The following is a 13,176-nucleotide window of genomic DNA, read 5'->3' on the forward strand; positions in this document are numbered from 1 at the left end:
ATGGTGCCGACGTTGACGTGCGGCTTGGTCCGTTCGAATTTACCTTTTGCCATTTGAGACTCCTAACGATATTTTGAGAATTACCAGGCACACCTGACGGACGAGTACAACGGACTGCCGCGCTAAATTCTGGTGCCCTTGACGTGGATTGAACACGTGGCCTCTCCCTTACCAAGGGAGTGCTCTACCACTGAGCTACAAGGGCTGATTTGTTTGCGATACACAGCTTGCATCGCAATAACTGGAGCGGGTGAAGGGAATCGAACCCTCGTCGTAAGCTTGGAAGGCTTCAGCTCTACCATTGAGCTACACCCGCGAGGTACAACTTCAATTCGACTTCACGACTTCTTCTTTTTGGTGGTGGGGGCTGGATTCGAACCAGCGTACTCAGAGAGGGCAGATTTACAGTCTGCTGCCTTTAACCACTCGGCCACCCCACCGCGAAGAACCGCAGAGTATGAAGCAAGCTCAACATGCTGTCAACTATTTTTGCCATCACTACCAACCTGGCTCAATAGCAGCGTTGCTTCGGGGCGTGATTGTAACCGTAGCTTATGCAAACCTGCAAGGGTTCTTTTTACATGCTGTGCGCTGCGGCCCGACGCGCTGCGATACTGTATGCCTCATGGGTATGTAAAGACGGGGCAGATGGACATCAAGAAGCCTGGGTATCCCCGCTGGGGTTGGCGGCAGCTGCTGCTGGCCAACCTGGCGATCGTCGCGGTCCACCTGGCCACGCGGCTGGCGGCGAACGCCCTGGCGTTGGGCGAGAACTACGTGCTGCCGCTGTTCCCGCCGGCCGGCGTGGCGCTGGCCCTGGCCACGATCGGCGGCGCACGGGTGCTGCCCGGCGTTGCGATCGGGGTCGCGGTCGTCAACCTGCCCTGGTACCTGAGCAACACCGGGCTGGCGCCCGCGATGGCCGTGCTGACCACCGCGGCGACCACGCTCGGAGCGGTGCTGCAGGCCTGGCTCGGCTCGCGCCAGTTCCGGCGCTGGCTGCGGCCGGCCATCGATTCCGGCCAGGACGTCATTGCCTTTCTCGTGCTCACGCCGCTGATCTGCCTCATCAGCCCCAGCATTGGCGTACCGGCGCTGCACGCGCTGGGTGCGGTGGACGATCCCGAGCCGCTACGCAGCTGGCTGGGCTGGTGGGCCGGCGACACCATTGGCGTCCTGCTGGCCGCGCCCTTGTGCTGGATCGCCTGCGGCGAGCCGCGCCGCCTGTGGCGCCAGCGCGCCACGATCGTCGGACTGCCCCTGGTGCTGGCCAGCGCGGCGGTGCTGACCGTCTACCGGCTCACCGTCGGCTGGGAACACGAGCAGCACCTGCAGCCCTTTCGCCTGAAGGCGCAGCAGACCGCCGACATGCTGCAGGCCGAATTCAACGAACACGTGCGCTTCGTCGGCACCTTCGCGCGCACGCTCGCCGACACCGAGCACATCCTGGCGCGCGACAAGTTCCTGCACATCGCCAGCGGCTATGTCGACGGCCGCCCCGAGATCCAGGGCGTGAACTGGGCGGTGCCGGTCACGGGCGGCGAGCGCGCCGGCTTCGAGGACTGGGTGCGGCGCACGCTCGACGCTTCCTTTCCCGGCATCCAGGATGTCGCGGCCGGCCGGCGCCTGTCTCCCGCCAGCGAGCGCGAGCGCTACCTGCCGATCCTCTATACCTGGCCGCCATCGAATGCCATGCTACGGGGGATCGATTTCCTCACCGCCCCGGGACGCGCCGCGGTGGCAGCCCAGTCGCTCACTGCGCGCACGCCGATCGCCACCGAGCCCTTCCCACTGATGACGACCGGCGACATGGGCATCAGCCTGTTCCGCTCGGTGGGCGATCCGCAGCTGCCGACCGCCGGCGTGGTCGTGTTCGTGCTCAATGCCGACGTCCTGCTCGAGCAGACCATCGCACGCGCCGGCTTCGACGGTTTCCAGGCCTCCCTGATCGATGTCACCGACGGCGCCGCGCTGCCGGTAGTGGGCATGCTCGGCACACCCCACCCCGACGAGCACCGCATCGGCCTGTTCTTCGCCGGCCGCAGCTACCTGGTCGCCTTCCGCCCCACCGCCGCCTTCATCGCCGCCGAGCGCGGCGTGGCCAGCTGGACCGTGCTGTCGGCCGGCCTGCTGCTCACCGGCCTGCTGGGCGCCCTGCTGCTGCTGGTCAGCGGCGAGCGCGCCGCCATCGAGGTGCAGGTGCGCGACCGCACCGCGCGCCTGCGCGACCGCGAGGCGCGCCTCGAAGCCATCCTCGACAACGCGGCCGACGCCATCCTCACGGTCGATGCGGAAGGCGTGGTGGTCTCGGCGAATGCCGCCACCGCGCGCCTGTTCGACTATCCGGCCCAGCACCTGGTCGGATTGCTGTTCGGCTCGCTGGTGCCGGCCGGCGTCGACGGCGACGCCCGTGCCCAGCTCACGCGCCTGTCGCAGTCCGGCCCCGACGACTGCGTGCTGGAGGGACGCAACGCGCGTAACGAGGTGTTCCCGTTGTCGATCTCGGTGGCGCCGGTGCGGATCGGGAGCGACCAGCTGTTCGTCTGCATCCTGCGCGACCTCACGGAACAGCAGCGCTCGCAGGAACGCATCTACCGCCTGGCCCACCACGACGTGCTCACCGGCCTGGAGAACCGGGTCGCGCTGAACGCCCGGCTCGAGCAGCAGCTGGCCAGCGCGCGCCGCCACAAGGAGCCGGCGGCGGTGCTGTTCATCGACCTCGACCACTTCAAGAAGATCAACGATTCGCTCGGCCATGCGGCCGGCGACAGGCTGCTGGTCGGCGCGGCCGAGCGCATGAAGGACCTGCTGCGCGACGTCGACACCCTGGCGCGCCTGGGCGGCGACGAGTTCATCATCGTGCTGGCCGGCCCGCTCACGCCCGACAGCGTGAGCGGCGTCGCGGTGCGCCTGGTCGAGTCGCTGTCGCAGCCCTACCAGTTGAACGGGCACACGGCGCACAGCGGCGCCAGCGTCGGCGTGGCCCTGTTCCCGGACGACGGCGAGGACGCCGGCACCCTGCTGCGCCACGCCGACATGGCGATGTACGCGGCCAAGCGCGAGGGCCGCAACAACTTCCAGTTCTTCTCGCCGGCGATGAACGCGGCCACGCACGAACACCTGCTGCTGGAAAACCGCATGTGGAGCGCCCTGAGCGCCGAGGGTTTCGAGCTGCACCTGCAGGCCCAGGTCGCGCTCGACACCGGACGCGTGATCGGCGCCGAGGTGCTGCTGCGCTGGCACGACAGCGAACTGGGAGCGGTCGAGCCGAGCCGCTTCATCCCGGTGGCCGAGGAAAGCGGGATGATCGTGCCGCTGGGCGACTGGGTGCTGGCGCGCACCATGGCCCTGCTGGCCGAGTGGCAGCGCGAGGGGCTGGACCACCTGCGGCTGGCGGTGAACCTGTCGGCGCGCCAGTTCTCGGGCGGCTCGCTGATCGAGCGCCTGGACGAGCTGGTGGCGCACTACGGCATCGACCCGGCCCTGCTGGAACTGGAGATCACGGAATCGGCCGCGATGCGCGACCCGGAGAACACGCGCCAGCTGCTGCGCCAGCTGCGCACGCGCGGCTTCAAGCTGGCGATCGACGACTTCGGCACCGGCTACTCGTCGCTGGCCTACCTCAAGTTGTTCGCGATCGACCGCATCAAGATCGACCGCGGCTTCGTGAAGGACATCGAGCACAACCCGAACGACGCGGTGATCGTCGCGGCCACCATCGGCCTGGCGCATTCGCTGGGCCTGACGGTGGTGGCCGAGGGGGTGGAAACCCAGGCGCAGTGGGGTTTTCTGCGCGACAAGCACGGCGACGAAGCCCAGGGCTTCCTGTTCGCGCGGCCGATGCCGGCCGCCGAGTTCCGCGAATTCATCCGGCGGCAAGCGCAGCCAGTACCTGGCGCTTGAGGGCGCGGATCAGCGCGGTCTCGTCGGGCGCCACGCCTTCCGGCGCGGCGAGCGCGCGGTCGGCGTAGAAGAAGCCCAGCCGGGCCTTGCCGACCACCAGCGGCAGCACGATGAAACTCTTCGCATCCGGCAGCAGCGCGCGGTGCCAGGCCGGCAGCAGCTCGCGGATCTTCGGGCTGGCGGCGTCGGAAATCATCAGGTCGGCATCGTTGTCCAGCGCCAGCAGGAACAGGTCGCGCCCCGGGCCATTGTCCATGACAGGAAAGCTGAAGCCGGCCTGCACGCGCGCATGCTCCTCGCCGAACGAGACGCGGGCGCGGTACCCGTTCTGGCGCGCGTCCTTCAGGCACACGGTGGCGAAGCGAAAGCCCAGCGCGCGGTACAGGGTCTCGAGCACCGCCAGGATCACGTCGTTCAGGCGCGCCGCTCCGCCGGCGCGCAGCTGGGTCACGTCCTGCACGCCGGCCAGCAGCAGTGCGCGCGCGTTCTTCGGCTTGCCGCTCGGGTGCGTGCCCTCGTCGCTGTCGCCGGCGTCGAGCGTGGCCAGCAGCAGCACGTTGGGCAGGCCGCCGCCCTCCTCCAGTTCGGGCGGCGCCAGCGGCTGCAGGTTCATGCTTTCCATCAGGGCCTGCATGCCGCCCGCGACGTTCGCAAACAGGGCCTCCAGCCGGGCCGCATCGAGCTCGAAGGCGGCGCCGTAGCGTTCCAGCAGCGCGCGCGCCTCGGGCGAGCCGCTCGGCTCGGGCTGGCGTGCCAGCAGGCGCGCCACTTCCAGGCTGAACGAGGCCACCTGGCGCATCCACTCGCCGCGGTTGGCGGCAGGCTTCAGGACGCCCGGCGGCAGCGCGGCCTGGGCGCGCACGATCACGTCGGGGATCTTCCATTCGGCCAGCACCGCCGCCGACAGGGTGTCGTAGCTGCAGCCGAGGATCAGCTGGGAGGCCTGCGCCGGCGTATGCCTGCCGCCGGCAACCAGCTGCCGGATCTCGCGGTAGCGTTCGTGCGCGTGCGAGGCCACCAGCAGCGCGCCCAGGTTCTTGAACAGCGCCCCGATCGCCGCCTCCTCGGCGCCCTGGTAGAACGACAGGCGCGCCATTTCGCGCCCGACCAGGCTGGCGCACAGCGCCGCTTCCAGCTCGACGCGCACGCTGCCGGCGTGGGCGCCGTTGTCCAGGGTGTCGACCAGCAGCATCGCCAGGGCGGTGGTCTTGACGTTGTCGAAGCCGAGCAGCGCGATGGCGCGCGAGACGGTGGTGACCACGGTGCCGGCCATGGTGCGGTACTGCACCGTGTTCGACAGGCGCAGAATGCGCTGGGTGAGGGCCACGTCGGACAGCACGAAGTAGGCGAGGTCGTGCGTGCCCTGGTCGTCCGAGGAGGCCAGTTCGACCACGCGCGCGATCGCGGCGCCGAGGGCGAACATCTCCTCGTCGCCGTTCACCTTCTGCATCAGGGCCGCGCGCACGCGGCGCGTCGCCTGCTCGTCCGGCTGCGGCGAACCCGGCGCCATGTTTCCCGCTGCTGCCATCGCTTATCCGGCTTTCCTGGCGCGTGCGCCCTTGTCGTATTTTTTCAGGACTGCCTGGTGCAGCGCGGTGAGCGCCGGCAGCTTGGGGTTGCGCGGATCGAGCCGGCGCACCGCCGCCAGGTGGACCAGGGCCTGCTGGCCCAGCTTCTCGTCCCAGCCGGTGTGCTCCAGGCAGCGCAGCAGCGCCAGCGCGGCATTGAAGGCCACCTGCGGATTGCCCGGCATGCGCTGCGCCGCTTCCTGCATCAGGGCGACGGCGCCGTGGTAGTCGCCGCTGCGGGCGCGCTCGGCGCCGCCGGCGACCAGGTCGACCACGTGCTGGCGCGCTTCCTGGGCGAGCGTCGCGCCCAGTTCGGCCTGGCCGGCCTGGGCCATCACGCTCATCGCGCGGTCCATGCTCGAAGCGTCGCTGGCGTTGCGCATCACCTCGCGCACGATGCTGGCGGCGCCCTCGGCCATGTCGTGATCGAGGCAGCTGCGCGCCAGCTCGAGCTTGAGGTCGGCCGACATCGCCGGGATGTCGCGGCTGGCCGCCACCGCCGCGTTCAGGGCCTCGGCCAGGCGCTCGCCGTTGCCGGTGTATTCGTGCAGCAGGGCCGAGGAGATCGCGCTGCAGGCGTCGGCATGCTGGCGCCCGCCCATCGAGCGGTCCAGTTCGCGGATCACGGCGGCGGCGGCCACCGGATCGCCCCTTTTGACCAGGGTGCGCACCAGTTTCACGTGGTCCTCGGGGTCGCGGAACTCCGAATACTTGGCCTTCGCCACCACCTGCTTGAACGCCTTTTCGGCGGTATCGCTGTCGCCGGCCTCGAAGGCGACTTCGCCCAGGGTGCGCAGGCGCCGCACTGCGTGCGGCGACACCGCCACCGCCTTGGCCAGCACCGCCTGCGACCGGTCCAGCTCGCCCATCGCGGCATGGGTGCGCGCCAGCCAGTCGTAGGCATCGACGAAGTTGGTGTTGGCCTGCACCAGCTCGGTGAGCAGGGTCTCGGCCTGGTCGTACTGCTCGCGCAGATAAAGGGTCTTGGCCAGGCCCAGGCGCGCCCAGGCGATGGCGCGGGTTTCGGACAGGCGCCGGTAGATGGGCTCGGCCTGTTCGGCTTCGCCGAGGAACAGGTGCAGTTCGGCGCGCAGGCGCAGGAAGTCGACCGCGTAGCGCGGATGCGCGGCCTCGCCCTCGATGCAGGCCTGGATCGCCTCGTGCTGGGCGCCGGCCTCCATCAGCCGGTACACCGGCAGCAGCACGCTGCGCCGCTCCAGCGCACGCGCGATGCGCTCCAGCAGGCGGTCGGCGGTGAAGGGCTTCAGGATGTAGTCGGTCGGGGCCAGTTCGGCGGCGCTGACGACCTTGCCGTAGTCGCCCTCGGCGGTCACCATGAAGAACATGGTCGAGAGGTTGACCAGCTTGTGGTGGCGCAGGTCTTCCAGCAACTGCTGGCCATCCTGCCCGCCCTCCAGGTCGTATTCGCACAGCACCAGGTCGAACGCCTTGAGGCCGAGTTGCTTGACGGCCTGGTTGGCGCTGCTGGCGTGGTCGATGCGGGTCAGGCCGCACAAGGTGAGCATGCCGTGGATGTTCGCCCGCATCCCGGCATGGGGCTCGATGAGCAATGCGGTCAGACCGTCTAGTTCGTTCATGGCGATTTTTTTCCGTGGGCCGCAAGGGCAGCCTGCCTGCCGGCGGCTACGTTGGCCGCTGCTCGGTTCAGTATATTACGGCGAGGAAAAAAAATTACTTAAATTGAATACCTGGCTTGCGCGGAAACGGCAGGCCGATGGCAAAAAGCGACAGACGAATTAAAAATTGGCGCCAGCCTGGCGCAGCGGGGCGGCATTTGCGCAGGCGGCGCGCGCCGCTTCGGTGACGACGTTCTGGTAACGCACTTCGTAGCGCCCCGCCGCCAGCTGGTCGATCGTCAGGGTGGCATGCGCCTCGACGTAGGCGTGGCGCACGTTCGAGCGGCGGTCGAGGTCGTAGATCTTGACGAACACCGGCGCCTCGTTAGCGCCGTTGTCCACCACCACGGACATCTCCTTGCCCAGGTTACCGACAGGATAGCCGGCGATGTAGCCGGAATCGGCCGGCCAGGGTTCGCCGTTCGGCGCGGCCGGGGTCGCCATGTCGGTGGCGCACTCGGGTTTGCGCGGCGGGACCACCAACTGGGTGACGGCCAGCGCCTTGACCTGGCTGGCCGGGATGCGGGCGCCGTCCAGGCCGGCCCAGACGTCGGGCTCGGCATCCTGCACCGGCGTCGGCGTCTCGGTTTTCGCGGCGGCGGGCTTGCCGTTGAAGGCCAGCGCGGCCGGCAGGATCTTCGGCGGCTGGATCAGGAGCACCGCGGCCGCTGCCCCGACCGTCACGCCGCCGAGGATGCCCAGCCACCATTTCGGGTCGCGCAGCAGGCTCGGACGCGGCAGGGCCGGCGCCGGCGGCGCTTCCCAGCCGCCTTCGCCGCGGGGGCGCGCTCCCTCCTCGCCGCTGCTCTCCAGCCACTCGACTTCCCACTCCTCGGCCGCGATCCACTCGTCGTGCTCCTTGCGGCGCACCGGATCGGACAGGGCGTTGTAGGCGGTGTTGACGATCGCCATGATGCGGGCGGCCTTTTCGTCGCCCGGGTTCTTGTCGGGGTGATACTTCTGGCTCAGAGCCTTGTAGGCCGCACGAATGACTTCCTGCGGCGCTCCGCGCGCCACCTTCAGGTTGTCATAATGGGTGTGGATCTTGGCCATGGTTGTTGTCAGCGGGAGTCGCTCATTCTGGCGCCTGTCTCGTTGCGGATGGCAGCCGATCCCGCAAGCCCGCCGAGCGGTGCAATCGGTACAGCATAGCCGGGTTTGTATCCACAGCGCAAGATGTCAATCTTATAATCGATGACTGCGGTCCGCGCGCACGATTGCTTCCGGCAACTCGACTTCCCGCCCCACCGCCAGCACCTTGAACAGCTCGCCCATCTCGGCCGGGGACACCAGCTTTTGCACCGCCTTCGACTGCGGCAGGTAGCGCATCGCGTCTTCCGGATCCGTCCGCAACAGCAGTTCGCCGATGCCGCAGCCGAGCAGGAAGCTGGCCTGGTTCATGTAGCCCAGCACGTCCAGCCCGGCATCCTGGGCGGCCAGCGCCATCGCCGTGAAGTCGACGTGGGCGGTGATGTCCTGCAGGCCCGGCAAGTAGAAGGGCTCGGGGTGCGCATGGTGGCGGTAGTGGCACATCAACGTGCCGCCCACGCGCTGGTCGACATAGTATTCGTGGGCCGGGAAGCCGTAGTCGAACAGGAAGGCGGCGCCTTTTCCGTTCTCGAACATGCGCGCCAGCGAGGCCATGAAGCCGCAGGCGACCGGGTGGATCTCGGTCAGGTAGCCCTCGGGCAGCGTGTCGGCTGCGGGAACCTGGCGCGCCAGCTGTTGCGCCAGCGCCGCATCCAACTCCTGCTGGACGTAGGTAAAACGGCCGTCCTCGACGGTCACCATCTGGCGCCGCCAGCCGGCCGCGGTTTTCAGCACCAGCTCGATCGGCATGGCGTCGAGCACCTCGTTGGCGAGCACCACGCCGCTGTACGAGTCCGGGAAACCGTCGACCCAGCGTACCTGCGGAAAATCCTGCAAGGCTTCCTGCTGGCGCGCGCGCAATTCGCCCGACAGTTCGATGATGGTGTAGCTGTCGACCTGCACGCCCTGCTCCGCCAGCGCAGTCAGGACGTCGCGCGCCAGCTTGCCGGTGCCGGCGCCGAATTCGATGATGTTGGGCGCGCTTTGGGCGATAATAGCGGCTGCCGCGCGCGCCAGCGCTTGCCCGAACAGGGGCGTGATCTCGGGCGCGGTGGTGAAGTCGCCGTCGCTGCCCAGCTTGGCCGCGCCGCCGCTGTAGTAGCCGAGCCGCGGCGCATACAGCGCCAGCTCCATGAAACGCGAAAACGCAATCGCGCCGCCCTGTTGTTCGATTTCGGCGGCAATCAATTGCTGCAAGGCTTGGGACGCGGCCAGCGCGTCGCTGTCGGGAAGGGGTAGGGACATCCCGGCATTGTAGCCAGATCGGCAGGGATCAACAATTTCAGGCAACCCACATTCTGTTATGACGCAAGACATACCGCCGCATGACGCGCCACGCGTCGCGCTCGTCACCGGCGCCGGACGCCGCATCGGCCGCGCGATCGCGCTCGGCCTGGCGCAGGCCGGCTGGGACGTCGCGGTCCATTACCGCCATTCCGAACGCGAGGCCGAAGAAACCGCCGAGGCCATCCGCGCGCTGGGCCGGCGCGCCGCCTTGCTCGCCTGCGACCTCGCCGACGAAGCGGCGGTGCGCGCCCTGCCCGGCCGCGCAGCCGAGGCCCTGGGCCGCGTGACTTGCATCGTCAACAACGCTTCGTTGTTCGAATACGACAACGCGACCACGTTTTCCCCGACGCTGTTAAGTGCCCACATGAGCGCCAACCTGGCCGCGCCCCTGCTGCTGGCCCAGGCCCTTCACGCGGCCACGCCGGAAAACAGCCAGGCGGTGGTGATCAACCTGCTGGACCAGAAACTGTACAATCTCAACCCGGATTTTTTGTCGTACACGCTGTCGAAAGCGGCGCTCGATACCGCCACCACGATGCTGGCCCAGGCGCTGGCGCCGCAGTTGCGCATCGTCGGCGTGGCGCCCGGCATCACCATGGTGTCGGGCGACCAGAGCGAGGAAGGTTTCCAGCAGGCGCACACGGTGACCCCGCTGGGGCGCTCCTCGACACCGCAGGATATTGCCGATGCCGTCGTGTACGCGGCCTCGGCGCGCGCGCTCACCGGCACCACGCTGGTGGTCGACGGCGGCCAGCACCTGGTGCCGCTGGCGCGCGACGTGATGTTCCTTACCAAATAACTTATTAAGGCTTGTTATGCTGTCCGCCCTGTCCCACCCGAGCTTGCGCGATTGCCGCCGGCTGTTCCTGCGCAATTACGAAGTGATGATCAACATCGGCGTCCACGACTTCGAGAAGAAGGGCGAGCAGCGCGTGCTGATCAACGTCGACCTCTACATCCCGCTGGCCGAATCGACCCCGAAGGCCGACCAGCTCGACGAAGTGGTCGACTACGATTTCATGCGCGAGACCATCGCGCGCCGCATGGCCCAAGGCCACGTGCACCTGCAGGAAACCCTGTGCGACGACGTCGTGCGCGCCATGCTGGCGCATCCGCGCGTGCGCGCCGCCTGCGTGTCGACGATGAAGCCGGACGTGTACCCCGACTGCGAAGGCGTCGGCGTGGAAGTATTCCAGATCAAGGATCAAGCATGAGTGCAGTAATGAACGAGGTCTCCGCAGAAGCAACGGATGCCAAAAAATTGGAAAAGATCGCGCACGAGAACAACAAGCTGCACAAGCGCTTGTGCCGCCTGGTGGGCCAGGCGATCGGCGATTTCAACATGATCGAAGATGGCGACAAGGTGATGGTCTGCCTGTCCGGCGGCAAGGACAGTTATGCCCTGCTCGACATCCTGATGACGCTGCGCGAGCGCGCGCCGATCCATTTCGATATCGTCGCGGTCAATCTCGACCAGAAGCAGCCGAACTTCCCGGCCGAGGTGCTGCCGGCCTACCTGGATAAACTGGGTATTCAGTACCACATCGAGAACCAGGACACCTACAGCATCGTCAAGCGCCTGATCCCGGAAGGCAAGACCACCTGCTCGCTCTGTTCCAGGCTGCGGCGCGGCATCCTGTACCGCGTCGCCGACGAACTCGGCTGCAACAAGATCGCCCTCGGCCACCACCGCGACGACATCCTCGAGACCTTCTTCCTGAACATGTTCTTCGGCGCGAAGATCAAGGGCATGCCGGCGAAGCTCGTGTCGGACGACGGCAAGCACATGGTGATCCGCCCGCTGGCCTACGTGAAGGAAGCCGACACCGAGCGCTACGCGGAAGTCAAAGGCTTCCCGATCATCCCGTGCGATTTGTGCGGCTCGCAGGAAAACCTGCAGCGCAAGCAGATCAAGGCCATGCTGCGCGACTGGGAAAAGAAACACCCGGGCCGCGTGGAGAACATCTTCTCCTCGCTCACGACCGTCGTGCCCTCGCACCTGATGGACCGCGACCTGTTCGGTTTCAAGGACCTGAAAACGGACGGCGTGCCGAACCCGAACGGCGACATCGCCTTCGACGAGGAGCCGTGCTCCACGCCCGTAGCGAACACGATCTCGCTGACCCAGCTGTAATCAGGCAGAGGCGCGCTCAAGGGGGCGCTGGCGCGAAGCCAGCAGCGCCCCGATGAACAGCGCCAGCGCCGAAAACACCAGGCCCCGCTGCAAGCCCCCGGGGCCATCGGCGATCCAGCCGATCACCGACGGCCCGACGATCTGGCCCAGCGCAAACACCGTCGTGAAGGCGCTGATGCCGGCGGACCAGGCGTGCTGGGGCAGGTTGTGGCGCACCAGGGCGGTGGTCGAGGCCACCACCGACAGGAAAATCCCCCCGAACAGCAGGCCCGACACGAACATCAGCGGCGGCGCGGCCGTCAGGGCCGGCAGGATCGTCGCCACGCCCAACAAGGCGTTCAGGATGGCCAACGACTGGCCGCCCCTGAAGCGGTCCAGCATGCGCGCCCAGATCCGCGACGAGGCCATCACGGCCAGGCCCAGCGCCGTGTAGAACAGCGTGACGGTGGCGCCATCCATCCCCTGCTCGCGCAGCAGGGCGATCACGAAGGTCATGTAGCCGATATAGCCGACGCCGAACATCAGGTAGCCCAACAAGCCGAAGGCGAAGGCACGGGTCTTGAAACCGCCCTGCCCGTTCGCGTTGGAGGCGGCGCCATCGACCTGGCGCGCCGGCAGCACCATCGCCAGCGTCGCCAGCAGGCACAGCGCCCCGAGCGCGATCCACGCCCATTGCCAGCCGTGCGCCGCAGCGTGGGCGTCAGCCGCATCCAGGACCAGCGGCACCAGCAAGGCGGAGGCGGCGATCCCCAGGCCCGTGCCGCCATAATAAATCCCGAGCAGCAGGCCGGAACGCTCGGGATGCAGCAGGCCCAGGCGGGCCGCCAGCAAGCCGCCGGAAATGAAGATGAAGGCGCTGGCAATGCCGGCCAGGACGCGCTGGCCGATCAGCAGATCGGCATCGGTCACGAAACCGGACAGCATCATGAACAAGCCGGCCAGCAGCGCCCCGCCGACCAGGGCGGCATGCGCGCCGTAGCGGCGCATCAGGGCCGGCGTCGCCAGGGCGCCAATAAAGTAGCCCAGGGCGTTCCCGGTGTTCATCGCGCCGGACAGGAAATAGGACCAGCCCAGGTCGGCGCGCATCGGCGGCAGCAGCAGCGCATAGGAAAAGCGCGTCAGCCCCAGCGAGATGGCGGCGCCGAGCGAGAGGGCGAATGCGGTAAGAAAAGGGCGCCGCTCGGCCAGGGAGCGCAGGCCCGGCAGGCTGGCCGGCGCGGCTTTCGCATGATTGTCCATCCCTGCCCCTAGGGAAGCACTGATTTATTCATGGCGGCGGTCTCGACCACGAGAAATGCGTCCTGCTGCGTTGTAAATCCTCGCGATACCCCGGTATCGCTCCGGTTTACGCCTTGCCGGCCACATTTCTCGTGTCCGATTCCTGCGCGCCAGACTAAATCAGTGCTTCCCCAGGCGAACGCGCTGGCGAACAGCGCCAGGTCGCGGGTGTGCCCGGTGGGGAGGACGATCGTCGGCGCGCTGGCGGATAAATGGGCGGTCACGGAGCTTCCTTGCGATGGCTGGTGAGCTGTAGTTTACGTCAAGCCTTAGCATTGTG

At 67.6% G+C, this 13,176-nt stretch carries 10 protein-coding genes and 3 tRNA genes; 4 read left to right on the top strand and 9 right to left on the bottom strand.

Annotated elements, in window-relative coordinates; genetic code table 11:
- Positions 1-130 precede the first annotated feature (130 nt).
- The 3 genes from RT688_RS16945 to RT688_RS16955 all read right to left on the bottom strand — a co-directional run bounded on the left by RT688_RS16945 (position 131) and on the right by RT688_RS16955 (position 440).
- A tRNA-Thr gene (locus tag RT688_RS16945) sits at positions 131-205 on the bottom strand.
- A gap of 37 nt (positions 206-242) precedes the next feature.
- Positions 243-316 (bottom strand) — tRNA-Gly (locus RT688_RS16950).
- Positions 317-355: 39 nt separating this feature from the next.
- A tRNA-Tyr gene (locus tag RT688_RS16955) sits at positions 356-440 on the bottom strand.
- A gap of 208 nt (positions 441-648) precedes the next feature.
- On the opposite strand from RT688_RS16955, the gene RT688_RS16960 reads away from it, so the two are divergent.
- Positions 649-3,903, top strand: a complete 3,255-nt coding sequence (locus RT688_RS16960) for an EAL domain-containing protein (RefSeq protein ID WP_313706026.1) — start codon at positions 649-651, stop codon at positions 3,901-3,903.
- Here the strand turns inward: RT688_RS16960 and RT688_RS16965 are convergent.
- The 4 genes from RT688_RS16965 to RT688_RS16980 all read right to left on the bottom strand — a co-directional run bounded on the left by RT688_RS16965 (position 3,866) and on the right by RT688_RS16980 (position 9,442).
- Complete coding sequence (locus tag RT688_RS16965; RefSeq protein WP_313706027.1) at positions 3,866-5,431, bottom strand: HDOD domain-containing protein; 1,566 nt, start codon at positions 5,429-5,431, stop codon at positions 3,866-3,868. The genes RT688_RS16960 and RT688_RS16965 overlap by 38 nt on opposite strands.
- Before the next feature lie 3 nt (positions 5,432-5,434).
- Positions 5,435-7,069, bottom strand: a complete 1,635-nt coding sequence (locus tag RT688_RS16970) for a tetratricopeptide repeat protein (RefSeq protein ID WP_313706028.1) — start codon at positions 7,067-7,069, stop codon at positions 5,435-5,437.
- 159 nt (positions 7,070-7,228) lie between these two features.
- Positions 7,229-8,161, bottom strand: a complete 933-nt coding sequence (locus tag RT688_RS16975) for a J domain-containing protein (RefSeq protein WP_313706029.1) — start codon at positions 8,159-8,161, stop codon at positions 7,229-7,231.
- Positions 8,162-8,293: 132 nt separating this feature from the next.
- Entirely contained in the window at positions 8,294-9,442 is a 1,149-nt protein-coding gene (locus RT688_RS16980; RefSeq protein WP_313706030.1) for a class I SAM-dependent methyltransferase, read from the bottom strand.
- Between the two features lie 58 nt (positions 9,443-9,500).
- On the opposite strand from RT688_RS16980, the gene RT688_RS16985 reads away from it, so the two are divergent.
- From RT688_RS16985 to ttcA, 3 genes are read left to right on the top strand one after another with little or no spacing between them, the layout of a single operon-like run.
- Positions 9,501-10,283: an SDR family oxidoreductase gene (locus RT688_RS16985; RefSeq protein ID WP_313706031.1), complete on the top strand. Its 783-nt coding sequence runs from the start codon at positions 9,501-9,503 to the stop codon at positions 10,281-10,283.
- 16 nt (positions 10,284-10,299) lie between these two features.
- The gene (locus tag RT688_RS16990; RefSeq protein WP_312550614.1) at positions 10,300-10,698 is read left to right on the top strand and encodes a dihydroneopterin aldolase; all 399 of its coding nucleotides are present in this window, start codon (positions 10,300-10,302) and stop codon (positions 10,696-10,698) included.
- Entirely contained in the window at positions 10,695-11,618 is a 924-nt protein-coding gene (gene ttcA / locus RT688_RS16995) for a tRNA 2-thiocytidine(32) synthetase TtcA (protein WP_313706032.1), read from the top strand. The genes RT688_RS16990 and ttcA overlap by 4 nt, the downstream gene beginning before the upstream one ends.
- Here the strand turns inward: ttcA and RT688_RS17000 are convergent, their stop codons facing one another.
- Together RT688_RS17000 and RT688_RS17005 are read right to left on the bottom strand one after the other, a co-directional pair.
- Entirely contained in the window at positions 11,619-12,857 is a 1,239-nt protein-coding gene (locus RT688_RS17000; protein WP_313706033.1) for a YbfB/YjiJ family MFS transporter, read from the bottom strand.
- An 8-nt stretch (positions 12,858-12,865) separates the two neighbouring features.
- Entirely contained in the window at positions 12,866-13,120 is a 255-nt protein-coding gene (locus RT688_RS17005) for a hypothetical protein (RefSeq protein WP_313706034.1), read from the bottom strand.
- Between the last annotated feature and the right edge of the window lie 56 nt (positions 13,121-13,176).

Origin of the sequence: Massilia sp., from assembly GCF_032106685.1 — a bacterium.
Classification (GTDB): Bacteria; Pseudomonadota; Gammaproteobacteria; order Burkholderiales; family Burkholderiaceae_D; genus Telluria.